Genomic DNA, 25,763 nt, shown 5'->3' with positions numbered 1-25,763 from the left:
CTCATCCCTCCGCACCGGCCAGAACAGTGATGACGACGCGTCCGTCGCTGCCGCGCAGGCTCGTGACGAACGAGGCGGCCCGAGCGCCGCCGGCGGCGAAGAGCACCCAGCCCGGACGAGCCGTACCGCCCAGGACGAGTGGCCCGCGCATCGGCAGGCCTGCCTTCTGCATCGCCTCGACCGCGGTCCAGACCCGGGTCGCGGCGGTGTCGGCGTCCTCGCCCGAGTCGCCGGCGAGCTGCTCGGCGAGCGCGGCGTGCGGGCCGAGCAGGCCCTTCCACTCGTCCGGGCTGCGCGGCGCCACGCTCTCCAGGTCGCAGCCGAGGACGCCCGCTCCGGCGACGGCGAGCGTCACGCCGGCGCCGTGCGCGATCGAGACGGTGTGCTCCCCGGCGACCTCGGGTCGACCGTCCGGCCGGTAGGTGATCTCGACCGGCCGCCCGAGCGCCTGCCCGACGGCGCGGGCGCTGTCGCGTCGGCGCGTGACGGAGTGCTCGCCCGGCTCGGGTGACGGGTCGTCGGGCTCGATGGCGACGGCGACGTCGGTGAGCCCGAGGTCTCCGAGGCCACGCTCCAGGTAGGGGCCGAGCAGCGGCGCCACCCAGGGGCCGGCGCCGTCCTGCTTGCGGACCGCGCGCAGCCGCAGCCCCTCCCACCGCTCGACTGTCATCCCGGACTCCGTGCGTAGGGCGATGTCGTAGACGTAGGTGTCGCCGTCGCGCTCGCGTTCGGTGGCGCAGTACCGCAGCTCGCGGGCGGACGACAGCTTCTCCCCGCCGGGGTGGATGCGTTCCACGCCGACGGGCAGCAGCGTGGCGTCCGGCACGCACACCTGGTTGCCGTGCATCAGCGCGTCGCGGACGCCGGGGTCGCCCAGCAGCAGCGTCGCGGAGACGTACGGGGCGAACCACGCGGTCGAGTCGTCGGCCTCCACGACCGCGTCCACGTGACGGGCGGCGGCCCGGTGGTACCGCCGGATCCGCTGGAACCGGGCGCCCTGGAACAGGGTGCCGCCGTACAGGTCGTCGAGCGGGGCGATGGAGGCCGGCGCGAGACCGTCCGGCACCTGGTCCGGAGGTCCGTCGGGCACGGTGTCGGCGCCGAGGCGTAGCCGGGCGGTGAAGTGGTCGGCGGTGAAACCGGTCTCCTCGCTGCGGATCGCGACCTCGACGACGTCGTCGTCGGTGACGAGGGCCGCCACCCGGATCCTCGTGTGCCCGTGCGGCGCGACGATGATGGGCCGCAAAAACTCCGCCCGCTCGATGACCGGGACGATGTCGGCGCCGGAGAGGGCCGCGGCCACCTGTGCCATGGCCTCCATCCCGAACACCGCGGGGAACAGCAGGTTGCCGTCCAGGTCGTGGTCTTCGAGGTAGCGGTCGGTGCCGACGTTGAGTTCCGTCTCCACCACGAGTTCGACCTGGTGGTAGCGGACCAGCGCGCGGTCGACGAAGCGCAGCAGCGGCAGCGCCGGCTGGTGGTACCGGACGGTGTGGATGCCCTCGGTGCGGCCGCTGATCACCACCACGACAGGTGCCGTGGTGTCCGCGACCAGACGCCGCAGGATGGCGATGCCCTGGTCGGGGGTGATGGGCGTGACGCCCTCGCGGCTGAGCGACTCGACGACCGACAGCCGTTCGCCCATGCCGACGCCCGACCAGACCGACCATTCCAGGCACCGGGTGCGGCAGTCCGGGTACGCCCGGGAGAAGGCAGTGGTCTCCTCGGCCAGCCAGTCGTTGGCGGTGGCGTAGTGCGCCTCGCCGCGCAGCCCCGCCCGGCCGATGATGCTGCCGAGCGTCACGAGCAGCCGGAGCCGGGACCTGTCGACCGCGTCGAGCACGGCCCGCAGGCCGTCGACCTTCGGTGCCAGGGTGCGGCGGAACGCGGCCGGGTCCAGGCTGGCCAGTCCGGCGGGTTCGTTGCGGCCGGCGCCGTGCAGGACGCCGGTGACCGGCCCGAGTTCGGCGGAGAGGTCCCGCACCGCCTGCCGGACGGCGGCCGCGTCGGTGACGTCGGCGCGGGCGTACCGCACGGTGACGCCGGCGGCGGCGATCCGGGCCAGGTTCGCGGCCAGTTCGGCGTCCTCGGCGGGATCGGAACGGCCCAGCACCGCCAGACTGGCACCGCTGTCGGTGGCCAGGGCGAGGGCACACTCGGCGGTGATGCCCTTGCCCCCGCCGGTCACCAGCAGCACGTCGTCCGCGCCGAGCGGAGCCTCCGCGGTCGCGGGGCGCACCGGCAGCGCGCGGAGCGTCGGTACGCGCCGCACCCCGTCCTCGTGGTGCACCTCGGTGAAGCTTGTCGTCGCGGCGACCTCCCGCACCACCAGCTCCACCGCCGACTCGCCGGCGGCGGGCAGGTGCACGACGGTGACCAGCACGGACGGCGCCTCGAGGTGCAACGTCCTGGCGATGGCCGCCGCGCCCCGGCCGTGCCCGACCAGGACGAAGCGGGTGCTGCCGGCGGCGAGGGCCTGCTGTGCCCCTCGCAGGGCCGGCTCCAGTTGCTCCTCGGTGCAGTCCGGCGGCAGGCAGACCAGGACGCCGCCGCCGAGCCCGGCCTGTTCGAGCGACGCGGCGAGGGTCGCGGCGAACGGGTGGTCGGCCGCCGCGTGCACGTGCCACCGGCCGTTCCCGGCGGTGGCGTCGCCGGGAACCGCAGGCAACGGCACCTCGTCGAGGTCGAGCCGCCAGGGCCGCGCCCAGCCGGCCACACCCGCCACCACAGGCGTGGCGGTGGCGTCGCTGTCTTTGGCCGTACGCGCCAGGGTCTCCATCGTCTCCGCGAGTTCCCGGACGGTGGCGGTCGCGAAGTTGATCGGCATCTGCGCCGGTGGCAGCTCCAGACGCTGTGCGAGCTGGTTGGCCACCTGGCCGATCGTGATCGAGCTCAGGTGCAGGTCGTCGAGCAGGCGGCTGTCCGGCCGGACGAGTTCGATCGGCAGCTCGGCGCGTTCGGCGGTGAGCCGCCGCATGAGGTCCTCGGTGGACTCCTCCCCCACCCCGACCGGGTCGGCGGTGGTGGACGGGGGCGCCACGGCGGGCCCACGCTCGATCGCCGCGCCGAGCTCCGGGGCCTGCTCGCAGGGGCTGGTCAGGAAGGAGAACTCGGCGCCGACCTCCAACGGCCGCACGAACCGCCCGTCGAACAGCGCCGCCGGGGCCGGGGCCGCGCCGACGACGTACGCGGCGCCGGCGACCTGCAGCAGACTCGCGAGCGAGTCGTTGTCGGTGTCCACGGCGACCGCCGGGACGTCCGTGACCGTCGTGGCCAGTCCCGTGAGCACCCGGCCGGGCCCGACCTCGACGAACAGGTCGGTGTTCTTGGCGGCGAACGCGACGGCCTGGTGGAACAGGACCGGGTCGGTGATCTGGCGGCGCAGGAGGCCGCGCACGTCGGTGCCGGCGGGCAGCACCTCACCGGTGACGGTGGAGACGACCCGGGCGCCGACCTGGTGGAAGGTCTCGCCGGCGAGGGCGTCGGCGAACGTGTCCGCGGCCGGGGCGACAAGCGGGGAGTGGAAGGCGTGCGAGACCCGCAGCCGCGTCGCGTTCAGACCGGCGGTCCGTGCCTTGTGGCAGACCGCCTCGATCGCGTCGACCGACCCGGAGACGACCGTGTGCTCGGGCCCGTTGTAGGCGGCCACGACCACCGGAAGCCCCGCGATGATCCCGTCGACCGTCTCGGGGGGCGCCCCGATGTCGGCCATCGTGCCGGCCTGGCTGTGCCCGGCCATCGTCCGGCCCCGGACGCCCGCGACGCGCAGCAGCGTGTCGGAGTCCATGACGCCGGCCCACTGCAGGGCCACGATCTCGCCGAGGCTGTGCCCGATCGCGGTGGACGCCTCGATGCCGAGCAGCGACAGGGCGTGCTGCCCGGCCAGAGATCCGGTGACGATGCGCGGCTGGGCGACCTCGGTCGCGACGACGTCGCTGCCGGTGGGCAGCGCGGCGCGCAGGTAGACGTCCTCGACCTCGGCGAACCGTCGCCGCAACGCACCACCGCTGACGCCGCGTCCGGAACCCTGCCCCGGAAAGAGGAAGCTGATCCGGGCCGGACCGCTGACGTGCCCGAGCAGGAACCGGCCGTCGGGGCGGATCAGTCTCGTCTCACCGGATTCGACGGCCTCGCGGGCCGCGGTCAGCAGCCGCTGCGCCTCCTCGGGTGACGAGGCCACGACCGCGGCCCGGAACGGCCGGTCCTGCAGGTCGCGGTGCAGCGTCGCCGCCAGGTCGCCCAGCTCCGCGTACGAGACCGCGGACACGAAGGTGCTCAGCTCGGCGAGCCGGACGGCGAGTTCCCGCGCGGAGGCAGCGTCCACCAGCAGCAGCTCCGCGTCCTGGGCGGAGGCGGCCAGGGTACGGACGCGACGGTCCGGCACGGGCCGGCGCGTGCCGTGGCGTTCCAGCACGACGTGCGTGTTGATGCCGCCGAAGCCCATGGCGGTGATACCGGCCCGCACCGGGACCGCGCTCGGCCACGCCTCGGCCTTGCGCAGGGTACGCAGCCGTGCGCCGTCGGCGGCGAGAAGCTCGTGGGGGTCGACGGAGCCGACGCTCGGGGGAAGCACCTCGTGGTGCACGGCCATGGCGGCGCGGATGAAACCCGCCACCCCGGCAGCGGCCTTGGTGTGACCGATCATTCCCTTGACCGAGCCGATGACGGCCGGCGGCGCGTCGGGATTCGCCGTCTCGCGCGCGCTGGACAGCGCGGTGAGCTCGGTGGTGTCCCCGACCTTCGTGCCGGTGCCGTGCCCCTCGAACAGCCCGACGGTGTCGATGCCGAAACCGGCCCGGTCGTACGCGCGGTGCAGGGCGAGCCGGTAGCCGTCGACCTCGGGTCGGGTGATGCCACCGCGGCCGTCGGAGGAGACGCCCCACCCGGCCACCGAGGCGTAGATCCGGTGACCTGCCTCGGCGGCCTGGTCGGCGCGCATCAGGACCAACATGCCGCAGCCCTCACCGGGCCAGAACCCGTTGGAGGCACGGTCGTAGACCCGCATCTCGCCGGTGGCCAGAGCGCCGGTCTTCGCGAAGCCGATGACCTCGAACGGGTCGATGGACAGGTCGACGCCGCCGGCGATCGCGACGTCCAACTCCCCGTCGAGCAGCGCCCGGCACGCGGTCACCACCGACAGCAGCGACGACGAACAGGCGCCGTCGACGGTGTAGCCGCCACCCTTGAGGTCGAAGTGGTTGCAGATGCGTCCGGCGATCGTGTTCGAGAGGGCGCCGGCGAGCGTGTCCTCGTTCACCGGCGGGAACGGGCTCTTGTACGCCTCCTCGTAGGTGGCGAGGAAGGCGGACAGCTTCTCGTCGTCCCAGCCCTCCGCCCGCAGAGCCGCCGCCACGGTTCGCCGCACGTACGGCCAGCGCAGCCGCATCTGGTTGGCGCGGGAGAACTCACCGGTGAGCGTGTTGCCCACGATGACGCCCGTGCGCTCCTGGGGCAGCCCCTCCCCGGCCGGGAAACCCGCGTCGGCAAGTGCCGTCGCGGCGGTCTCCAGGGCCAGCCAGTGGGCCAGGTCGGTCGACCGGTACGTGCTCCCGGCGACCTTGTAGCCGACCCGGTCGAACTCGTAGCCCTCGATGACGGCGGCGTTGCGCGCGTAGAAGCGGTCCGGGGCGGCCGGGTCGGCGTCGAAGTAGTCGTCGGCGTTCATGCGGACGTCGGGGAGCCGCCGGAACGCCCGGCGACCTGCGATCGCGTTCTCCCACAGCTCCTGCGGTGAACGGGCGTCGGGGTAGCGGCACGCCATCCCGACCACGGCGATACTTGTCATTGCTCACTCAGCTTTCGTGTCGCTGGCGACGGGTCGAAGGCATTCCTGATGCGCTGGCGCCACACCTCGTAGGCGGGCAGGACGTCGTCCTGGGGCAGCCCGACCCGCGCCTCGTCGGTCACCCGTGTCGCGTCGCTCACCGACATGCCGCAGAGGACACGGGTCGCCAGTTCGTTGTGCGGCAGCACCAGACCGGCCCGCAGCCGGGCCGCGGCGCCGAACGACGCGCCCTGCGCGAGGTCCGGCCGGTACGTCCCCGCGCACTCGGCGAGCCAGTTCAGTTCCCGCTCACTCGCGCCGCCCGCGTAGCAGACGGCGAGGCCGGCACCGGCGTACAGGTCGCGGCGGCGGTCGACGGGGAACGCGTCGAGGAGGCGGACGAGCTGCTCCGGGTCCGTTCCGGCCACGAACCAGCAGGCCCGGCCGATGCCCTGGTCGATGGCGCGCACCGAGTAGTCCCGGGGGCCGTCGGCCGGCCACGCGAAGGTGGACGGCCGGCGCCGCTGGCGCACGTACCTGTCGGTCTTGAAGTACGCCTCGTGGAACCCGTACCCGTCGAGGACGAGCCAGCGCAGCAGCGGGTCCGGGGCGTACAGGCGGTGCCACAGCAGACGCGGCAGGCGGGCCATCGCCCAGCCCACCCCGACGTACGCCATGTAGACGTGCTCGTCGTGGTCGGCGAGGAACCGCGCGACGTGCCGCGGACGCCCGGGCAGGGCGTCGCGGATGGCGAATGCCATCGCCGCGCCCTCGTAGGCGAAGCCCCGGTACGCGGCCGGCGTGGCCTCGACCGAGGGCGCCGCTTCTGCCGGGCCGCTCGCCTCCGCGGCTGCCCCGTATCCGTGCAGGAACGAGCTGCCAACCGTTTCGAGGCGCTCGCGGGCCTGCTCGTCCTTGAGGTGGAATCCCCGCGTGCTGATTTTGGTCTGCCCCACGTCCGGGGTCAGAATACGGCGTCGAAGTCTGGTCAATGAACTCATCGTATGCTCCGGCCCTCCCGCTGAGACCTCATTGTTACGCGACTATGCGGAGCGGAACTTCTCCTGCATTGCGGCGGTTGCTGGAGGCACCTGGTCGACAGCGGGTTTCCGCAGTTCAGCGGCAGTTGACAACGGTCGAATGGAAAGTGGACAGCGGGAATGACCATTACGGTCCGGTTAGCGCAACACAGGAGATGGACGCGAGGGGTGGGCCGATACCACGATGACTGGCATCCGAACGACACCTCCGGAATTGACATCCGGACTTCCTCGAAGGAGCGTGCCGTGGAATCCGACGAAGCGGCCGAACACCGGATGCGTACGATGGTTCTGGAGGCATTCGCCGACACCATCATTCCGGGCGAGAAACGCGGTCCTGACGACGCGGCGATCGCCGGCGTCGACGTCGGCGGCGGCGCCGTCGCGGGCGGCGCGATCGACCTGCTCGAAGACCCCGCCGGGGGGATCGCGCCGGCGCTCGAGACGATCTGTGTGGAACTCGACGAGTACGCCCGGGAGCACGCCGCCGCCACGGGCCTCGACCTGGACCCGGACCTGCCGCCCTTCGTGGGCCTGCCGTTCGAGGCCCGGACCGCGCTGATCGAGAAGCTGACCAGCCCCGATCACCCGGACAAGCAGATGTGGGTCGGGCTGGCGCTCTTCTGCAACATGGCCTTCGACAGCGCGCCACACATGCACACGGTGGACGCGTTGGCCTCCGGGCATCCGGGCCTGCTGGCGATGGGGTACGAGTCGCCCGAGCCGGACGGGCTCTGGCGGTTCCCCACGTTCTCGTACGGCCGGCAGCTCGCCGACCCGCACCCGTCCACCACCTCCACGGGGAGCCCGGCATGACGGCCACCGAGTCCACCGACGTCCTGGTCATCGGCAGCGGCTTCGGCGGCGCCATCGCCGCGTACCACCTCGCCGCCGGCGGGGCCCGGGTCAAGGTCTTCGAGCGCGGCCCGTGGCTGAAGGCCGACGACTTCGAGCACGACTTCAAGCTGGGCGCGTCGTACACCCGGGTCTTCGACTTCGTCATCGGTGACGGCATGAGCGTGCTGGGCGGCAACTGCGTGGGCGGTGGCAGCGTGGTCTACTTCGCCACGATGCCGCGGGCGCCGCGGTTCGTCTTCGAGCGCCACGGCAGCATCGGGCGACGCATGTGGCCCGCCGCGATCAGCCGGGACGCCCTGGAGCCCTGGTACGACCGGGTGGCCGAGGCGCTGCCGGTGACCCAGCAGACCTGGGACCGGGTCCCGTACGCCGGTGGCCTGTTCGCCGCCGCCTGTCACCACGCCGGTCGTACCGCCAACCCGGCGCCGTCGGCGATCGACGTGGACATGTGCACGAACTGCAACTGGATGATGGCCGGCTGCCGCTTCGACGCCAAGCGGTCGCTGCTGCTCAACTACCTGCCGGCCGCCCTGGCGCACGGCGCGGAGATCCGGCCGCTGCACGAGGTGCAGCACCTGGCCCGTAACGACGACGGCAGCTACCGGGTCCACTATCGAGTGGTCGACGAGGAGGACTACCGGATCCTGCACGGCGAGGGGACGATCGACGCGAAGATCGTCGTCATCGCCGCGGGCGCGGGCGCCACACCGGTGATCCTGCAACGGTCGGAGCCCCATCTGGGCCGGATGCCGCACGCCGTCGGGCGATACTTCTCGGGCAACGGCGAGCGCCTCAACACGGCCGTGTTCGACGAGGACCGGGTCCGCGAGGTGCTGAAGCTGTCGCGGCCGGACGGGCGGGCCTACGAGGCGTACCAGATCGGGCGGGGCCCCACGGTCGCCAGCTGGGACCGGCTCGACGGCGCCCTGCCCGAGTTCGAGCGCTACTCACTCGAACAGCTCTACTTCCCGCCCGCGCTGGGCACGATCCTGGCGCAGGTGCCGGACGCGAGCCCCAGCTGGTTCGGCCGGGGCAAGAAGGAGATGCTGCGCCGCTGGCAGTCATGGCTGACGATCTTCACGATGTCGGAGGACGACAACGAGGGCGTCTTCGGCCCGCCGCCGGAGACCGGCAACGCCCACCGCTTCTCGCAGCAGATGCTGGGTCACGGCCCGCTGCGGTACCGGCCGACGGCGAACACCCGGCGCGGATGGTCGCTTGCCGACGCCGACGTCAAGGACATCCTCGAGCGCGACGGGCTGTCCCGCGTGATGCCGTGGACGAATGACCTGGTGGGCGCCTACACCGTGCATCCTCTCGCCTCGTGCCGCATCGGCGACGACCCGGCGACCTCGGCCCTGGACGACCGCCACGAGCTGCGCGGGCACCCGGGCATCTTCGTGACCGACGGATCCGCGGTGCCCGGCGCGTTGACTGTCAACCCGGCCTCGACGATCGCGGCCCTCGCCGAACGGGCCATGCCGGGCATCGTGCGGGCCGCGCAGGACCGGGGCGTCGCGGTGACCTACGGCGCGCCGTCGCCGGACGGCGAGACCGCGGGACGGCGTGCGGTCGCCCACCTGCGGTCATGAGTTTCACTGTCGCCGGGCTCACCCGACGGAGCACCTTCGCGCACCTGCGACACGTCTCCGGAGTACCTCCGGAGACCGCGCCGGTGCGGGTCCGCCAGGTGTACGAGCAGGTCGAACGCGACTTCGGCCTGCTCGCACCACCCATCGCCCTGCACTCCGCCGCGCCGGGACTGCTCGCGGCGGCCTGGTGCATCCTGCGCGAGACCCTGCTCGTCTCGGGCACGACGAGCCGTCGGGAGCGCGAGGAGGTGGCGGCAGCGGTATCGGCTGCCAACACCTGTCCCTACTGCGTGGACGTGCACCAGGCAGCCGTACGCGGGCTCGGGGGCCGGCGCACCTCGCCGCCGCCGCTACCGGCGGTCCTGTCGCCGGAGCTGATCGGCGTGGCCGTCGACTTCCACTACCTCAACCGCATGGTGAACGTCTTCCTGCGGGACTCGCCGCTGGCGGCGGTTCCCGCTCCCCTGCTCGGTGGCGTCCGGAGCGCGGCGGCACGGGTGATGGGTCGGCTGGCCGGCCGGGAGGCGGTGGCCGGGCAGTCCCTGCCGCTGCTGCCCGGCACGGCCGGCACGGTACGGCGGCTGCCGGACGACCTCCGGTGGGCGGCGGGGCTGCCACACGTCGCGGCCGCCATGACGGGAGCGGCGGCGGTGGTCGAGGACGCCGGGCAGCGGTCGGTGCCGCCCGCCGTACGGCAACTGGTACGCGAGTCCCTCGTCGACGCCGCCGTCCCGGGCGACCTCGCGGGCGCCACGCAGTGGCTCGACACGCGGCTGGCGGGTCTGTCCTCGGCGGACCGGGCGACCGGGCGGCTGGCGATGCTTGTCGCCTTCGCCTCGTACCGGGTGCCCGACTCGGCGGTGGCCGCGGTCCGTGCCGAGGGCCACGACGACGGGGCGTTGCTCGGCCTGGCCGCCTGGGCCGCCCTGACTGCCGCACGCCGGCACGGTGACGCGCTCGCCAGGGCGTACGAAGCGGCCGGTTGACCGGCGAACGTCGGCCGGCCCCGACCGGAAACGGTCGGGGCCGGCCTCGCTGTGCGGTCAGACCTTCGGCACGTCGAACAGGGAGGGGAACTTCGCGATCAGCGCGAGGTCGCCCCGGGTGCGCAGCCGGCCCTTCATGGTGAGCACGACCGGGTGCGCGTTGCCGGTCACCACCAGCAGGAAGTCGGCGCCGCCGATCGTCAGCGTCAGCTTCGGCTCGCGATCGGCGACGGGCGACACCCGGCACACCCCGTCCGCGATCTCCAGTTGGTAGCGGTCGACACCGCCGTCGGGCCGGTCACCGATCACCCAGTGGATGACGGCGTCGAGACCGACGGCCCGGTCGGCCCGGAACACGTCCGGCATCCGCCGGAAGACCTCCCGCAGCAGGGCGTCCCGGCGGTCCCCACTCATCAGGGCGCGGACGTCCGGCAGCGGGGTGCTCTTGACGAAGATGGCGAGGTCACGAGGCGCCAGCGCCGCCGGATCGGCGTTGTTGGTGGTCATCTCCAGGCTCCTTTGGTCGTCGTCGAAACGGGCCCTAGCTGTCGCTGATGCCGGCGGGCTGGGCGATCCGCTCGCGGATCACCCGCCGCCACTGCTCGTAGGCCGGGCCGTCGCCGTGCCCGTCGACCGCCGCGGCGTCGGCCAGCTCGGCGGCGGCCTCGGACGACAGGCCGGTCAGCGCCCGCACCGCCGTCTCGGTGTGCTCCGGGCAGTAGCCCGCCCACGTCCGCGCCTTGGCCGCGAAGACCGCTCCCTGGGCGAGGTGCGGGCCGTACTCCCCGGCCAGCGACCGCAACGACTCGAAGCCGGCGGCGTCGCACCCGCCGGCGAACGTCGCGGCCAGTCCCACACCGCTGAACAGGTCCGCGCGGCGCGGGGCCGCGAAGCCGTCGACGGTCGCCGCCACCGCCGCCGGGTCGGCCGCGTGCCGGAACCACAGCGCCCGGCCGACTCCCTGGTCGAACGCGCGCGGGAAGTAGTCGGCGTCCCCCTGCCAGGGGTACGGCCGGGGCCGTCGCTGCCCGGTGATCCAGGTGGCCTGGTCGAAGTACGCCTTGTCGAAGCCGTAACCGTCGACGGCCAGCCAGCTCATCGTCGGGTGGTACGGAATCCCGCTGAGGTCCGGCAGCACCTTGCGCCACAACGCGCGCGGCAGCCGGGCCATCGCGAAGCCGATGCCTATGCAGGCGAGGAAGTAGTGCGGGCGCCCCGGCCCTTCCAGCAACTCACGGGTACGGGAACCGCCTGCCGTGGCATCGAGCACGGTGTAGGCCATCGTCGCGCCCTCGTAGGCGAAGCCACGGCGTTCCGGGTCCACGAGAGCGAGCCGGCGTTCCAGCTCGGCGACGCTCGGGCCCTCGATCCCCCACTCGAAGCCGCAGACCACCGCCTGCGGGATCGCCTCCAGGTGCACAGTGGTGGCGGAGGCCGTGACCGGGAATCCGAGCGCGGCGAAGGAGACCTGCTCCAGCGAAGGCGCGAGAACCATGCGGCGCATCGACCCGAACACTCTCGACATACCGGCCACCCTTCGTTCGGTGCCACGGCGGCTGTCACCGCGGCGATTTCATCCTCGCCGGGTTCGGGGAGCCGCGCGTCTCCGAGCGTGCCCGGTCGGATCCCGGCCCTGCGCTGGGCTTTCGACGTGGTCGTTGGCCGCTGGGATGCGACCGAGCGTCGCCGCCGGGTGGGGTCCACCCGGCGACGACGCTCGGTGCGCTGACGCTCGGGTCAGTTGGCCCGATCCGCGAACTGACCCGGCTCACGGCCGGGGCCGGCGGGGCCCCGATATGCCTGGGCGATCTCCAACCAGTGCGTGGCGATCTCCCCCTGTGCACGCACCGCGAGATCGTCGCGGTGCCGGCGGCGGGTGACCAGGAGGCAGAAGTCCTCCGCGGGCCCGGTGACGCGCTCCGGAGACTCCGCGGGGCCGAACTCCCACAGCGCGCCGGACGGCGCGGTGATCTCGAAGCGGAACTCGACGTCCGGGGTTTCGAGGCCGCGGGCCTGGTAACCGAAGTCCCAGGTCCGGACCGCGAACCCGACGATCTGGCCGATCCGGTCGGTGAACGTGCGCCGGACCCCGAGGGCGTCGGCGATGTCCTGGCCATGGGCGAAGAGTTCCATCATCCCGGCCATGGCCAGCACCGCCGCCGGCAGCGGGCGTACCAACCAGGGGACGAGCTGGTTCATCGGCAGGGCGCCCAGCGACTTCTCGGCCCACGCCCGCTCGTCACGCCAGCGCCGCAACAACTCGGTGGGCTCCTCGGCGAGGTAGCCGGACAGTGCCGCGGTGACGTTGGCGTTGAAGTCGGCGCCCAGCCGCCCCGTCATGGCGACGAACTGGTCGGGGTCGGCTGCCGCCAGCCCGGCCATGCGGAAGGTGGCCGCCAGGTGGGCGATCTGGTGGGCGACGGTCCAGCCGGGCGCGGGGGTCGGCAACGCCCACGCGGCCGCGTCGAGGTCGCTGACCAGACGGTCGAGGTCGTCGCCGTCAGCGGCCAGATCGGCGATCACCCTGGGTTGCTGCTGTTCGGTCACGGTTCTGCCTCTCAGTTCGATGGCGTCCGGATGGCTCGGTCAGTGCCGAGGGACGGTCGCGAGATCGGCGGGGATCACCTGCCGGCGTCCGCCCAGCAGGGCAACGGCGATGACGAGCCCGAGGACGGTGAAGATCGCGCAGGTGATGAGGGCGGGGCGGAAGCCCGCCGCCGGCTCGGCGCTTGTCGAGAAGGAGACGAGCACTGTCGACACGATGGCGATCCCCAGACCGCCGCCGATCTGCTGGGAGGCGGTGTTCATCCCCGACGCGAGGCCGAGATCGGTCTCGGCGACACCGGCGAGAGCGGCCGCCGAGGCCGCGACCGTGCCGAGCCCCAGGCCGGTGCCGAAGACGAACAGCCCGATGAACAGCCCGACGGACGACCCACCGGACGCCACGGCCTGCGCCAGCAGCAGGCTGCCGGCCCCGAGCAGGACGAGGCAGATCGCCGCCACCGGCCGGAAGCCGTACCGCGTGATGAACGACTGCCCGGCGTACGAACCGACCAACGCCATCAGTGGCATGATCGACTGCCGGATGCCGGATTCCAGCGCGGTGTCCCCGAGCGGGCCCTGGGTGTACTGGGCGATCGTCACCGACATCCCGAAGGCACACATGATCATGGTGACCATGACCAGGTTGCCGCCGACAAGTGTCGGCGAGCGCAGCAGCCGCAGCGGCAGCAGGGGCTCGCTGGACCGCGCCTCGATGGCGACGAACACTCCGGCCAGCACGATCGCGGCGGCGGCGGTGCCGAGGGTCTGGACGCTGAGCCAGCCCTCCGCCGGCGCGGTCACGAGGGCATAGATCACGAGCACCAGCGCCGCGGTGCTCGTCACGGCGCCCGCGACGTCGTACGTCCGCCTGGCGTTCAGGTCCCGGCTCTCGCGCAGCAGGACCGGGATGAGGACCAGCATCAGAAGTGCCACCGGCACGTTGACGAAGAAGACGGCGGGCCAGCCGAAGCTGCTGGTGAGCCAGCCGCCGATGAGCAGACCCACTGTCGCGCCGACACCGGCGATGCCGGCCCAGCCGGCCAGGGCGAGGTGCCGCTCGCGGCCCTCGGGGAACATGCTGGTGATGATCGAGAGCGCGGTCGGCGCCATCAGGGCCGCCGAGAGGCCGTGCACGGCCCGCGCGGCGATGAGCACCTCACCGTTCCACGCGAAGCCCGAGGCCAGCGAGACCAGCAGGAACAGCAGCGTGCCGACGAAGAACATCCGGCGACGCCCGAGCAGGTCGGCGGCCCGGCCACCGAGCAGCAGCAGGCCACCGAAGGTGACGAGGTTGGCGCTGAGCACCCACTGGGCCGCGCTGGGTGCCAGCTGGAGCTCGGTGCTGATCGTCGGCAGCGCCAGGATGACGATCTGCGTGTCGAGGATGACCATGAAGTTCGCGGTGCACAGCAGGACGAGCGCCCACCATCGGCGCGAGTCCGGCGGCGCTGCGGTGCCGGCGAGCTGAGCTGTGTCCATGTCGCTGTCCTTCGTCTCGATAGCTGGAGGGGTCAGCGCCGCGAGCGCAGCACGCGGGAGATGATTGCGGGGCGCATGAGCGCCTGCGGCGGATCGACCAGGCCCGCGGAGCGCAGGAAGGCAGTCGTCAGCACGCCGTCGTGAGCCGCTGCCGCCTGCAGGCGGGGGATGTAGGCATTGCCCATCCACACCTTTGCCGTCCGTCGGCCCACCACACCGGGGAAGCCGAGGTCGGCTCCGGCTGACATGTCCCACGGCGCGTCGATGAGCCGGGACAGGTCGCGGAAGAAGGCCCGCGGCGTCGGCGGACCGGAACGCACGTGCTCGCCAAGCAATCGGGCGGACATCGCCGCCACCGTCATGCCCTGGCCGTAGACGGGATTGAAGACACACGCGGCATCACCGAGGACGATCAGCCCATCCGGCGTACGCGCCAGCCGATCGTAGCGCCGACGGATGCTCGCCGGGAACCGGAAAGAGGCCGCCGGTCCCATCGGCTCGGCGTCGCGGACCGCCTTGTAGATCTCCGGTACGGGCAGGGACTGTACGTAGGCCAGGAAGCCCTCGTGGTCGGTCGGCGGCCGGTCGCCCAGGATGCCGGTAAGCGAAACGGCGTACCGGTCGGGCATCCGGGCGAAGATGGCACCGCGCGGCTGCGCCGGGGTGGCGACCGGGAGCAGCGCGATGTCCTCGCCGATCGGGTCGAACGACAGCGGGCCGTGAAAGTCCATAGTGGTGTAGGTGAGGTCCATCTTGACCCGTTCCTCCGGCACCCGCTGGTAGCCCAGCTCCTCCAGCCAGAGCGGCGTCCGCGAGCCACGCCCGGTGGTGTCGACGACCAGATCCGCGTCGAGGACCTCCTCGGGTGCGCCCGGCGCCCGCCCCTGCACCCGGACGCCGGTTATCCGCTGCCGGTCCGGCGACGCGACCAGACCCGCGATGTCGGTACGCTCCCGGTAGGTGACGTTGCCGAGAGCCCGGACGCGGGCGCGCACACGCGACTCGAGCAGTGGCCGTCCACTCGCGACACAGACCAGTCCGGTCTCGGCCTTACGGATCATCTGACCGTTGAAGTACCAGCTGAGGCTGGTGCCGAAGTCGCCGATCGGCACCCCACCGGCCACCAGCTCGTCGGTGAAGCCCGGGAACAGCTCCTCCAGGATCTGCTGGCCACGGGCGAGCAGAGCGTGGATGTGGTGGCCCTGCGGCGCCGCCTGGCGGGGCTCCACCGGCCCGAAGAGGTCGTCGCGGTCGACGACGGTGACCCTCTCGCAGGCCGGCGACAAGACCCGGGCCGCCAGTGATCCGGCGACGCTGCCGCCGAGGACCACCGCATGCGCAATCAGCGGAATGCCCATTACCGTCAGCCTCCTGGATTGGGATAAGAAATCAATTGTTGTCAGTTATGGTATCGAGCGTAAGCGTCATTTCTTCTTCCAGAATGCTCTGTCCGAAAAGGGAATCAGCAGGCCTTTCCGACCCATCTCCGCATCGCTAACATGGTCCGCGGACGCCGCCGCGAAGTCCCCCTGTCGCGAGGAATAGCGTTCCGTTCCCTCATCGAGTGAGGATTGCCGCATGAAACCGTTCCGGATCGACATTCCGCAGGCCGACGTGGACGACCTGCGCCGCCGTCTCGCCGACACGCGCTGGCCTGCCGACTCGCCCACGGAGGACTGGAGCCGGGGCGTGCCGGCCAGCTACCTGCGCGAACTGGTGGAGTACTGGCGAACCGGTTACGACTGGCGTGCCGCCGAGACCCGGCTCAACTCCTTCCCGCAGTTCACCACCGAGGTCGGCGGCACCAACGTGCACTTCCTGCACGTCCGCTCCCCCGAGCCGGACGCCACCCCCATGATCATCACGCACGGCTGGCCCGGTTCCTTCGCCGAGTTCACCGACATCATCGGGCCGCTCACCGACCCGCGCGCACACGGCGGCGACCCGGCGACGGCCTGTCACCTGGTCATTCCCACCATTCCCGGCTTCGGGTTCTCCGGGGCGCCCAGCGGTCCGGGCTGGACCATGCCGCGGGTCGCCGCCGCCTGGGCCGAGTTGATGGCCGCCCTGGGCTACGAGCGGTACGTCGTCCAGGGGGGCGACTTCGGCGCCTGGATCAGCCTGGTGCTGGCGGGCCTCGACCACGAGCACGTCATCGGCGCGCACGTGAACTTCCTGCCGACGCCGCCCTCCGGCGACCCCGCCGACCTGGCCGGCCTGACCGAGGTCGAGGGCGGCCGGCTGGGCCTGTTGATGAACTACGTCGACGACCAGTCCGGGTACATGAAGATCCAGGCCACCCGGCCGCAGACCCTGGCGTACGCCCTGAACGACTCGCCGGTGGGTCAGCTCGCCTGGATCGTCGAGAAGCTGCACGAGTGGAGCGACTCGACCAAGGTCCCCGAGGAGGCGATCGACCGTGACCGGATCCTCACCAACGTGATGCTGTACTGGCTGACCGGCGCCGGCGCGTCGTCGGCCCACTTCTACTACGACAACGCCGAGCTGCTGCCCATCGCCAAGACTCCCCCGCCGCCTCCGCCGCCCCTGCCGGTTCCCCTGGGCGTGGCGATCTTCCCCCGCGACCCCGGGCAGCCGGTCCGGCGCTTCGCCGAGCGCGGCTTCCCGAACATCGTGCAGTGGACCGAGTTCGAACGGGGTGGCCACTTCGCCGCCATGGAGCAGCCGGACCTGCTGGTCGGTGACCTGCGCTCGTTCGTCGCGACCCTGCGGAGCTGAACCGTACGGCGAGGGCCCCGGATGTCTCGGCATCCGGGGCCCTCGGGCCTGTTTCATAAGACCTGGCCGGCCTGCGGCGGGCCCGGCTCGACCGCCCTGATGAAACAGGCCCTAGACGCGCGGCACGTCCAAAGGCGCTACCGCGGAGGTACGCGGCGGGGCGCCGGTCGACGGACGAGCAGGATCGCCAGGACGACGACCGTGACGAGATTGACCAGGAGCAGTACCGCGCTGAGCCCGTCGACGCCGTGCTCGTGCTCGTGCCCGGCGCCCACGTTCGCGGCGCCGGACGCCTGTGTGCCGACGGCGAAGCGAATGACGCCGCTGGTCTGTCCGCCGGCGACGCCGATGACGTGGTAGACGACCGTGTACGTGCCGTTGGCATCGATGCGCACGGGCACACGCAGGATGTCGCCCGGCCCGGCGGTCACGGCACCGGAGTCGACCCGCCGCCCCGCGCTGTCGACGACCGAGAGGTGCGACAGCGCGGGGTCGGCGGCCGCCGACAGGTTCAGTCGTGCCTCGCCCGGTGCGGTCGTCAGGCTCTGCGCGTCGGCGGGCGAGCTGCCCATGAGGCGTACCGCCGGCGCGCGGACGGTGACCGCGACGAGCCAGCCCAGTGGCAGCAGGACCAGCACGGCGGCGATGAGCAGGCGGGTCCGACGGGACACGGTCAGGCCGCTACGACGCTGGGATGCGACTGCGTCTGCACGCAGTTGCAGTGCGTCTGCTCCAGTTCCCGATCGTTCGGACGCAGGTGCAGATACATCCCGATGATCATCGGCAGGAACACGACCGAGTTGTAGAACAGGTGCAGTTCGACCCGCGGATAGATCAGTTGCAGGACGCTTGTCGGCACCGCCGCGCCGAAGAAGTTGGTGTGCAGTTGCGCCTGCAACAGCAGCAGGAAGTGCTCGATGTGGTGCCAGAACTGGATCACCAGGGCGACCGTCCACCACGTCCGGGCCCGGCCGACGAAGCCGGGACGGAGCAGGAACAGACCTACCAACATGACAAGCGCGTACCCGTAGTGCATCCATTCCGAGGTCACCAGCCACGGAAGGAACTGACCGAGCACGCCGCGCGCCTGCGGGCGGGCCCAGCCGAGCACCCAGATCTGGTAGGCCTGGACCAGGTGTTCGGCCCAGTGCGCGAGCGTGATTGCCAGGAAGCCACCGAGCGCTGCCCGATGGTAGGCGTGGTTGAGGGTGCGAACGGGTGCGACCACCATTCGGTTCTCCTATTCCGGGGTGTTCGATTCACGCGCCACATCGCCGCAGCACGGGCCGACGGGAAACGACACTGGTTCCCACCGACGTTGGCGCTTCCCGCGCGCCTTTCAGGACTCGCGAGGCACGACAGCGCCATTGTCACGCCAGAGACGTCCGTCGTTCTTCTCTTCGTGTGCGCTGTGCCGGACACCAATCCGGCGGGCCGCGGCGAAGCTGGCCCAGGCGGCCACGTCGACAAGCGTGGCGTCCGCCGGGTGGTGGCGGCGGAAATCCTCGACGACTTCGGGGCCGACCCGGTAGGAAGCGAACGCGGTGAGCAGCGCGAGGCGTGCCGCCACCCGCTGCGGTGCGGCCAGCGGCTCGATCAGCTCGTCGCACCAGCGGTTGCTGAGACCGGCGTCCTCCCCGGCCCACCCGTCGAGCCGGGTCAGCACGAGGCGGCGGACGGCGGGGTCGAGCGAACGCTGCCCGGCGGCCTCGAAGACGCGGTAGGAGCGTGCCACGGCGTCGGCGATCCGCGGGCTGGCCGAGGCCCAGCCGACGTCCGAGGTCGGTGCCGCGACATCGAGCAGGCGGGTGGCTCGGCCGGCGACGTGCTGTCCCCGGAGGGTGGGCCGGAGCACCCGGCCGAGCCCCTGATTGAGTCGGCGCCGTGCGCGTGGGCCGAGGCCCTGCGGCAGCAGCGAGTTGGCGAGGAAGACGTTGACCACGCGGCTCAGGTAATGGAAGCCCACCACGACCCCGACCAGCTCGGCCCGTTCCACGTCGGACACTTCCGGTGGCAGCGGCGGGCCGTCGGCACGGTGTGCGGCACGGGCCCACTTCACGAAGCGGCGCGTGCGGATGTCGGCGATCTCGTCGGGCCGGTCCGCGGCGATCGCCTCCGCGTCGTGCTCACCGGAGAGCTCGAAGAGGCCCGCCACGTGCAGATCGGCGCAGTAGGGACAGGTGTTGGCCACCGACACCGATGCCGCGACCGCTTCCTTCACCGCGCGGTCCACCGCGCCGGCCGGCAACAGCGGCTCCCGGGTGAGTGCCCAGTACGCGGCCAGGACGTCCTCGGACGGCGAGTGCAACAACGCCGGAGGCACCACGATCTGATATTCCTCGGCGACCTGGCGGTACACCGCCGCGACGAGTCCACGCGCCGTCGCGGCAGGCACCACGGTCAGAAAGTTGACGTGCTTCTGAGCGACCGAGGAAGCAACACGCCTTGCGACCATCAGAACCTCCCGCGTCAGATTCGCCGACTGCTCTCGCTGTCTGCAGGCTCGCCTCGTGCTTCGAGGTGGTGATGCCGGAGTGCGCCACGCCGACGGCGTCCAGGTGGGCCACCCACTCAGGCGGCCGCGCCCACCCGATCCCGCATCGCGGTGCCGCCGTGCTGTGCCTGGCTCAGCGCGTACTTGCGGGCGTCGAGCAGGGCGAGCAGCACCGGCGGATCCAGGGCGCTGCTGCGCCGCAGCACCAGGTCCGCGGTGACCTTCGAATCGGCGCGGACCGTGAGTGGGCCGTACGTCGCCACCGACACGGCACGATCGGCCACGTCGGCGTTCGGATCGGCGCCGTCCGACTCGGCCGACACCGACTGGGCCAACACGTACCAGGAGCCCAGGGGAACCGCGTCGAAATGGACCCAGCCCGGTTGCTGGAGAACGGCGCAGCGCGCCGGGCGTCCTTCCGGGATACGGCCGCTGAACAGACCGACGAAAATGAGCGCTTGGTCGTCGTCTTCCGCGAGGCGGACCTGGCAGGACACCCGACCGCTCGGCGATCGCCCGGAGCGCCACTCGAAGTGCGGATGGATAGACTGTGTGTAGCCGGCATGTCGACGGAACGCAGTCGGCGACATGCCGACGCTACGGCTGAACCGCCAACTGAACGTACCGACGCTGTTGTATCCCACGCGGACGCTGATGTCCGCGACGTTCATCGAGGTGGTGATGAGCAGGTCCTTCGCCCGCTGCAGACGCAGCGCCGAGAGGAACCGGGCGGGCGACACACCTGTCACCCGTCGAAAGATCCGAGTGAAGTGGAATTTGCTGAACATTGCGGCACGGGCCATGTCGTCGACAGTCAACTGTTCGCCCATGCGGTCATGCATCGCTGCGACTGCGCGCAGCACCGCTTGCTCGGAAACGTCTTTCATGACACTCCCCCAGGTGCTGTTCCGCTGAATTATCCAACTCGTGGCAGTCAGATATGCGCGCGCCTACCTGACAATTGAATATAAAAGCCGGAACAGTGCGGTTATTTACGTCGGATGATCTCCCGACTTATGGCAACACTATCGGACGGTCCGTCGGCAATCAACCCTGTGTGAGCGCGCGACGCAATCGTGAAGAAGCAGCGGATATTGGCGCTACTGGATACGGATAGCGTGTATCACCGGTATATGCACACCTTGTGGTCGAGGTGGCCGAGGGCCGCAGGGGTGACCTCCACCCGTCGGTACCCGGCCAGAGTTGATCGTCATTCCCGCTGTTCGGAGAGCACGGAATCGGTCGTACGAGGGTGACGGCGAGGAACGTCGGCGACGCGCCAGCAGGCCCTGTCGGACCCTCTGGCGCCGCCGGCCTCCGACCCGGCGATACCCGTCGACGACACCGGCCAGATACGTGATCAGCACGCCGTCACGGTCCCCGATACGTGTCGCAGCCAGGGCTTTCGCGGTGGGCAGTTCTATTTGTGCGATCAACCGCGACAACGGTCGCGGCTCGCGGACGCGGTCACCCTGATCCGTTCACCGGCCACTGACGGACCTCATTGGAGGGCCAGCTCTGGTTACTAACAGTGTTTGTGTGGTAATCGAGGGTTGCCGAAGTATGTCCGAGTCTCCTAGTCTCCTATCGGACGGCGCAACCATCAGCCCTCTTGATTGCGCATCCGGCACCACGCTCGGAAGGAGCCGATCACCCGTGCTTCTCGATCCACACCAGCCCAGGGCAGCCACGACGACCTCCGCCGGCAGCGACGCCGCAACCACCGCGTCATTTCCGCGGCGCAGCCACAGCTAGTACGAGTGGTCGCGATCCATGGGCCTGAAACGTTGATCACGGGGAGCCACGATGCGAATATCTGACTTGAGCCGGCAGTCCGGGGTGCCGGTCGGAACGATCAAGTTCTACCTGCGCGAACGACTACTCCCACCCGGCGAACCCACCGGACGTAACCAGGCACTTTACAATAAGAATCACCTGCGACGTCTTCGGCTGATCAAGATATTCACCTCCATCGGCGAACTCGATCTCACGTCGGTACGGCGGCTCCTGATCGCCGCCGAGGAGGAACACCTGTCGTCGATCGAGCTGTTCGAGGTGCTCAACGAGGTGTCGATGGCGGGCAAGGACACCGCCGCCGAGGAGGACGAGAGCCTCGAGCTCGCCCGTGCCGACGCGAACCGCATCATCGATGCGTCCGGCTGGGAGGTCAACCCGGACGCCGCCGCCCGGTCACACCTGACCCTCGCACTCGCCGCGATGCGGCGCCTGGGCTGCGACTGCGATCCGGACTTCCTCGACGTCTACCGGGAGGCAGCCGACCGGCTCGCCCGGCACGAGGTCGGTCGGATCGCGAACGACCGCACCGCGCGCATCGAGGCGCTCGCGCGCAACGTCCTGCTCCACCAGGCATTCGCGGCGATGCGCCAGCTCGGGCAGCAGCATCACCTGTCCCGCCGATTCGGCCTCGTGCCGGCCAACCAGGGAACCGCCGACGACGGCGACCGCTCCTGACACCGCCGGAGCCGACGCGCCGAGGCGCACGGCTCGACCGGCCCGGAACGTTCGGCCCGGCGAGGCCGCGCCGACTGCCCGAGACACCCCTCGCCACGAACCCCGAACCGCCGCCCGCTCGCCGCTCGCCCGCTAGCCCGCTCGCCCGCTGGCTGCGAACCGCGAACCGCGAGCCGGTCACTCCGAGCCGCCAGCATCAGCCCCTGAGCCAGTCGCCACGAGCGCTGAGCCCTAAGCCGGTCGCCACGAGCCACGACCGCTGAGCCCTAAGGCGGTCGCCACGAGCCACGACCGCTGAGCCCTGAGCCGGTCGCCACGAGCCACGACCGCTGAGCCCTGAGCCGGTCGCCACGAGCCACGACCGCTGAGCCCTGAGCCGGTCGCCACGAGCCACGACCGCTGAGCCCTGAGCCGGTCGCCACGACCGATGAGCCCTGAGCCGGTCGCCACGACCGATGAGCCCTGAGCCGGTCGCCACGAGCCACGAGCGCTGAGCCCTGGCCGGACACCACGCGCGGTGGCCGCAGCCGTCACGGTGGACATCGAGCCATGAGCCCGGAAGGCGCCGCGAGCCACAGGCCCTGAGCCGGCCGCCGGGACCCGCGGGCCGCAAGACACGGGCCGCAAGACACGGGCCGCAAGACACGAGTCGCAAGACACGGGCCGCGAGGCACGAGCCGCAGGACCCGGGCGCGCCCGACATCGGCCGCACACACGAACCGCAAACGCCTGCTCTGAGCCGGTCACCGTGAGCATGGGAGCGGGCACGAAGGCTCGGCGCGATCCGGCCGCGGCAGAGCCCGGTGACCGTGGCCCCGGCGGCGCCGACGCGTGAGGGCCGGCCACCTGGCCGGCCCTCGAAACTGGCTACCACTCAGGCTGGGTCACGCGGGCAGTTCTGGTAGACCGCGAGCACCCAGGCGTCGTTTCGCTTGACGAGGATCCAGGAGGCCCGGATGGCGTCCGCGGCGGCCAGCTCGGTGCTCCCGGCCGCGATCACCCCGCCGACGGTCAACAACGCGACCGCACCGGGTCCGAGGGGCTTGACGTCGATCGGCTTCCCGGTGACGGACGTTCCGGCGTACACGCCCTGGTAGGCGTCCGCCATGTAGTCGCGAATGGCCGTGCGGCCCTTCACGTACACGCCCGGCAGGATGAGTGTGCCGTCCTCGGCGAACAGGTCGGCGAAGGCGTCGGCGTCGTGTGCCGCCCAGGCCTTCACCATCCGGGCCGACACCGCGCCGATCGCCGCCTGGTCCGATCCGTCCAGGACCGGAGCTTCCGTGTTGGTGGTCATCTGCTACCCACTTCCGTCAGCCGTCCATTGATGGCAACTGATGACCATCGTGGCCGGATACGCGCTGTCCTGGCGTCTTCCAGCGTGCGCCGGGTCGGTAGGGCGCAACGTCCGAGAAGTGCCGGCAACGGATCTCCGCCGGCGGCCTCGGACCTGGTCGCCGGAGGCTTTCGTGTACGCGCGCGCACGGACGCCCACCGACGTGTCGGTGGACGTCCGCGCGTTGGTGGACAGCTCAGATGAAGAACGTGTTGGGCTCCAGGCCGCACAGCACCCGGCCGTAGAGCTCCATCGTGGTCGTCGGCAGGTGCAGAGCGTGCAGGGTGACCGCGCGGACGTCGCGCCGGATCCGCTGGATCGGCTCCCGCGTGTAGATCGACGACGCCCCACAGGCGCCGGCCAGGATGTCGACCGCCTCGGCGGTCAGCTGCGGCACGCGCCCGGCAACAGCCCTGGCGTACGCCCGATCGCGGATCGTCCACGGCTCCCGCGTCAGACCGCGCTCGTCCACGAGCGTGGCGAGCCTGCGCGCGTGGCCCTCGGCCTCGTCGATCTTGAGGGCGGCGTCGGCCGCCTGCAGGTGCGTGATCGGCGCGTCCGCCTGCCGCTCGTAGTTGGTGTTCGAGATGGGCCGTTCGTTGATCCGCGCGTAGAACTGCTCCTCGGCGGCACGCGCCATGCCGATCATCTTGCCGGAGGTCGACGCCGCGACGGCCGCGACCAGTGGCGACTGGAACATCGGCAGGTCCCGGTTGCGCTCGGACGCGTACTCGCCGGCGGTGAACGCGGCGATCCGCATGACGTTGGAGCCGGGCACGAAGACGTCCTCCGCGACGGCCGTGACGCTGCCGGTGCCGGAGAGCGCGGACACGTGCCAGTCGTCCACGATGCGCAGCGCGCTCATCGGCACCACTGCCATCACCGGCTCGGGCTCACCGTCGGACGGAATGAGCAGGGTGGAGAGGAGCTTCCACCCGCTGTGCGCGGCACCGCTGTTGAACGCCCACCGACCGTTGACGACGATGCCGCCGTCCTTGGGGACGCCGGTGCCGTTGAGCGCCAACGTCCCGCTGATCCGGGCGTCCGGGTCGGCGAAGATCTCGTCCTGCACCTCGTCCGGGAACAGGCCGACGTTCCACGAGGTGATCCACCAGGCGGCGACGTCGAACGCCGCGGCGCCGTCGCCGCGCCCCAGCTCGATGCCGACGTCCAGCAGCGTGTGGGCGTCCGCCTCGTAGCCGCCGAAGCGCGCCGCGGTACGCATGCGGAAGATTCCGGCAGCCGTCATCGCCTCGACACTCTCGTCGGCGAGCCGACGGTTCTCCTCCTGCCACAACGAATTCTTCCGGAGCACCGGGACGATGTCGGCCGCCCTCTTCGTCAGATCGGTTCGGTGTGACGTCTCGGTTGTCTGCACGGGGTCTCCTCCTGGTACGGCCCCATCGTGCCCCCGCCGGGAAGCGGATGGCGCAAACGGGCGGCTGCGTGAAGCGCTGAAGGTCGTTGCCGGGAATTCAGGAAGTCACGTTAACCCCTGGGCGTCCGCCGGAAAAGGCATTCCGGGGTGCCGCCGAGAACCGCGCACTCTGAAAGAAGATCGGGCTCGACCGGGATCGTAGCTTTACGGTGAACAATTTACCGACGACATCATGAATGGTGGACGACATGAGTTACTGGTCCGATCGGAAGGTGCTCGTCGTCGGCGCGAGCCGTGGCCTCGGCCGAGGGGTGACCGAGGCGTTCCTGACCGCCGGCGCGACGGTGACGGCGCTGTCGCGCGACACCGCACCGCTGGCCACCCTCGCCGAGGGGCACGCCAACCTGAGCCTCGTCGACGCGGACGCCACCGACCCGGCCAGTCTCGACGTGCTCCGCCGGAACCCGCCGGACGTCCTCGCCCTGGTGGCCGGCGCGTCACCCGAGCTGCGTCCGCTGACCGAGCAGACCTGGGAGACCTTCTCCACCCCCTGGAACACCGACGTGCGCATCGCGTTCCTCTGGCTGCGCGAGGTGCTGCGGCAGCCCCTGGGGCCCGGCAGCCGGGTCATCGTGACCAGCAGCGGCGCCGCGTTGAAGGGGTCCGTGCTCAGCGGCGGCTACGCCGGAGGCAAGGCGACCGTCCGCTTCCTCGCCGACTACGCGGCCCAGGAGGCCGCGCGTGCCGGGCTGGACATCACGTTCCACACGGTGCTGCCGCAGCTCACGCCGGAAACCGGCCTCGGCCGGGCGGCTGTCGACGCGTACGCCGAGCGCGCCGGCGTCACGCCCGAGACGTTCGTCGAGCCCATGCGCCCGGTGCTGACGCCGGAGGCGGCGGGCGCTGCCTTCCTGCGGCTCGGCGGCGACCCGCATCCGTCCGGCGCCGCGCACCTGCTGTCCGGCGCCGGCCTGACGCGGCTGCCCTGAAACCCGCGCAGGACCGTTTCCAAGGAACCCCGGACGTACGCATGGCGGTGACCACCGTCGTGGTGGCCACCGCCATGACTGTGGGCACGGGG

At 71.3% G+C, this 25,763-nt stretch carries 19 protein-coding genes; 6 read left to right on the top strand and 13 right to left on the bottom strand.

From position 1 onward, the window contains the following. Position 1 precedes the first annotated feature (1 nt). A complete protein-coding gene (locus tag MILUP08_RS10785; RefSeq protein WP_007457476.1) occupies positions 2-5,785 on the bottom strand; it encodes a type I polyketide synthase in 5,784 nt (1,927 codons plus the stop codon). Continuing rightward, positions 5,782-6,765: a DUF1702 family protein gene (locus MILUP08_RS10780; RefSeq protein ID WP_007457475.1), complete on the bottom strand. Its 984-nt coding sequence runs from the start codon at positions 6,763-6,765 to the stop codon at positions 5,782-5,784. The genes MILUP08_RS10785 and MILUP08_RS10780 overlap by 4 nt, the downstream gene beginning before the upstream one ends. Before the next feature lie 285 nt (positions 6,766-7,050). On the opposite strand from MILUP08_RS10780, the gene MILUP08_RS10775 reads away from it, so the two are divergent. The 3 genes from MILUP08_RS10775 to MILUP08_RS10765 are packed head-to-tail and all read left to right on the top strand — an operon-like array spanning position 7,051 to position 10,240. Then, a complete protein-coding gene (locus tag MILUP08_RS10775; RefSeq protein WP_007457474.1) occupies positions 7,051-7,620 on the top strand; it encodes a DUF5987 family protein in 570 nt (189 codons plus the stop codon). After that, positions 7,617-9,254, top strand: a complete 1,638-nt coding sequence (locus tag MILUP08_RS10770) for a GMC family oxidoreductase N-terminal domain-containing protein (RefSeq protein WP_007457473.1) — start codon at positions 7,617-7,619, stop codon at positions 9,252-9,254. Before MILUP08_RS10775 ends, MILUP08_RS10770 begins: the two co-directional genes overlap by 4 nt. Continuing rightward, positions 9,251-10,240, top strand: a complete 990-nt coding sequence (locus MILUP08_RS10765; RefSeq protein WP_007457472.1) for a carboxymuconolactone decarboxylase family protein — start codon at positions 9,251-9,253, stop codon at positions 10,238-10,240. The genes MILUP08_RS10770 and MILUP08_RS10765 overlap by 4 nt, the downstream gene beginning before the upstream one ends. A 57-nt stretch (positions 10,241-10,297) precedes the next feature. On the opposite strand, the gene MILUP08_RS10760 is transcribed toward MILUP08_RS10765, so the two are convergent. The 5 genes from MILUP08_RS10760 to MILUP08_RS10740 all read right to left on the bottom strand — a co-directional run bounded on the left by MILUP08_RS10760 (position 10,298) and on the right by MILUP08_RS10740 (position 15,621). Next, positions 10,298-10,747 carry an SCP2 sterol-binding domain-containing protein gene (locus tag MILUP08_RS10760; RefSeq protein ID WP_007457471.1) on the bottom strand — a complete coding sequence of 150 codons (450 nt, stop codon included), beginning with the start codon at positions 10,745-10,747 and terminating at the stop codon, positions 10,298-10,300. Positions 10,748-10,781: 34 nt separating this feature from the next. Continuing rightward, a complete protein-coding gene (locus MILUP08_RS10755; protein ID WP_007457470.1) occupies positions 10,782-11,765 on the bottom strand; it encodes a DUF1702 family protein in 984 nt (327 codons plus the stop codon). 212 nt (positions 11,766-11,977) lie between these two features. Beyond that, on the bottom strand, positions 11,978-12,787 hold the full coding sequence (locus MILUP08_RS10750) for a TIGR03084 family metal-binding protein (protein WP_007457468.1): 810 nt from the start codon (positions 12,785-12,787) through the stop codon (positions 11,978-11,980). Positions 12,788-12,826: 39 nt separating this feature from the next. Beyond that, complete coding sequence (locus tag MILUP08_RS10745) at positions 12,827-14,263, bottom strand: MFS transporter (RefSeq protein WP_007457466.1); 1,437 nt, start codon at positions 14,261-14,263, stop codon at positions 12,827-12,829. Positions 14,264-14,295: 32 nt separating this feature from the next. Then, a complete protein-coding gene (locus MILUP08_RS10740; RefSeq protein WP_007457464.1) occupies positions 14,296-15,621 on the bottom strand; it encodes an FAD-dependent oxidoreductase in 1,326 nt (441 codons plus the stop codon). 220 nt (positions 15,622-15,841) lie between these two features. On the opposite strand from MILUP08_RS10740, the gene MILUP08_RS10735 reads away from it, so the two are divergent. Continuing rightward, the gene (locus tag MILUP08_RS10735) at positions 15,842-17,002 is read left to right on the top strand and encodes an epoxide hydrolase family protein (protein ID WP_007457460.1); all 1,161 of its coding nucleotides are present in this window, start codon (positions 15,842-15,844) and stop codon (positions 17,000-17,002) included. A gap of 137 nt (positions 17,003-17,139) precedes the next feature. Here the strand turns inward: MILUP08_RS10735 and MILUP08_RS34155 are convergent, their stop codons facing one another. The 4 genes from MILUP08_RS34155 to MILUP08_RS10715 form a co-directional block, all read right to left on the bottom strand. Then, the gene (locus MILUP08_RS34155; RefSeq protein WP_007457458.1) at positions 17,140-17,673 is read right to left on the bottom strand and encodes a copper resistance CopC family protein; all 534 of its coding nucleotides are present in this window, start codon (positions 17,671-17,673) and stop codon (positions 17,140-17,142) included. Between the two features lie 2 nt (positions 17,674-17,675). Continuing rightward, the gene (locus tag MILUP08_RS10725) at positions 17,676-18,233 is read right to left on the bottom strand and encodes a hypothetical protein (RefSeq protein ID WP_007457456.1); all 558 of its coding nucleotides are present in this window, start codon (positions 18,231-18,233) and stop codon (positions 17,676-17,678) included. Positions 18,234-18,341: 108 nt separating this feature from the next. Then, positions 18,342-19,457, bottom strand: a complete 1,116-nt coding sequence (locus MILUP08_RS10720; protein ID WP_007457454.1) for a carboxymuconolactone decarboxylase family protein — start codon at positions 19,455-19,457, stop codon at positions 18,342-18,344. A gap of 116 nt (positions 19,458-19,573) precedes the next feature. Beyond that, entirely contained in the window at positions 19,574-20,383 is an 810-nt protein-coding gene (locus MILUP08_RS10715) for a helix-turn-helix domain-containing protein (protein ID WP_007457452.1), read from the bottom strand. Positions 20,384-21,302: 919 nt separating this feature from the next. On the opposite strand from MILUP08_RS10715, the gene MILUP08_RS10710 reads away from it, so the two are divergent. Then, the gene (locus MILUP08_RS10710) at positions 21,303-21,968 is read left to right on the top strand and encodes a MerR family transcriptional regulator (RefSeq protein WP_007457448.1); all 666 of its coding nucleotides are present in this window, start codon (positions 21,303-21,305) and stop codon (positions 21,966-21,968) included. An 874-nt stretch (positions 21,969-22,842) separates the two neighbouring features. On the opposite strand, the gene MILUP08_RS10705 is transcribed toward MILUP08_RS10710, so the two are convergent. Then, positions 22,843-23,265 (bottom strand): SgcJ/EcaC family oxidoreductase, encoded by a 423-nt coding sequence (locus MILUP08_RS10705; RefSeq protein WP_007457446.1) that lies wholly within the window; start codon positions 23,263-23,265, stop codon positions 22,843-22,845. A gap of 235 nt (positions 23,266-23,500) precedes the next feature. Then, positions 23,501-24,682, bottom strand: coding sequence for an acyl-CoA dehydrogenase family protein (locus tag MILUP08_RS10700; RefSeq protein WP_007457444.1), 1,182 nt, complete (start codon positions 24,680-24,682; stop codon positions 23,501-23,503). 248 nt (positions 24,683-24,930) lie between these two features. Between MILUP08_RS10700 and MILUP08_RS10695 the strand changes: the two genes are divergently transcribed. Continuing rightward, positions 24,931-25,671, top strand: a complete 741-nt coding sequence (locus MILUP08_RS10695) for an SDR family oxidoreductase (protein ID WP_007457443.1) — start codon at positions 24,931-24,933, stop codon at positions 25,669-25,671. Positions 25,672-25,763 lie beyond the last annotated feature (92 nt).

Source organism: Micromonospora lupini str. Lupac 08 (genome assembly GCF_000297395.2).
Classification (GTDB): Bacteria; Actinomycetota; Actinomycetes; order Mycobacteriales; family Micromonosporaceae; genus Micromonospora; species Micromonospora lupini.
This window is presented reverse-complemented; position numbering and strand designations above follow the sequence as displayed.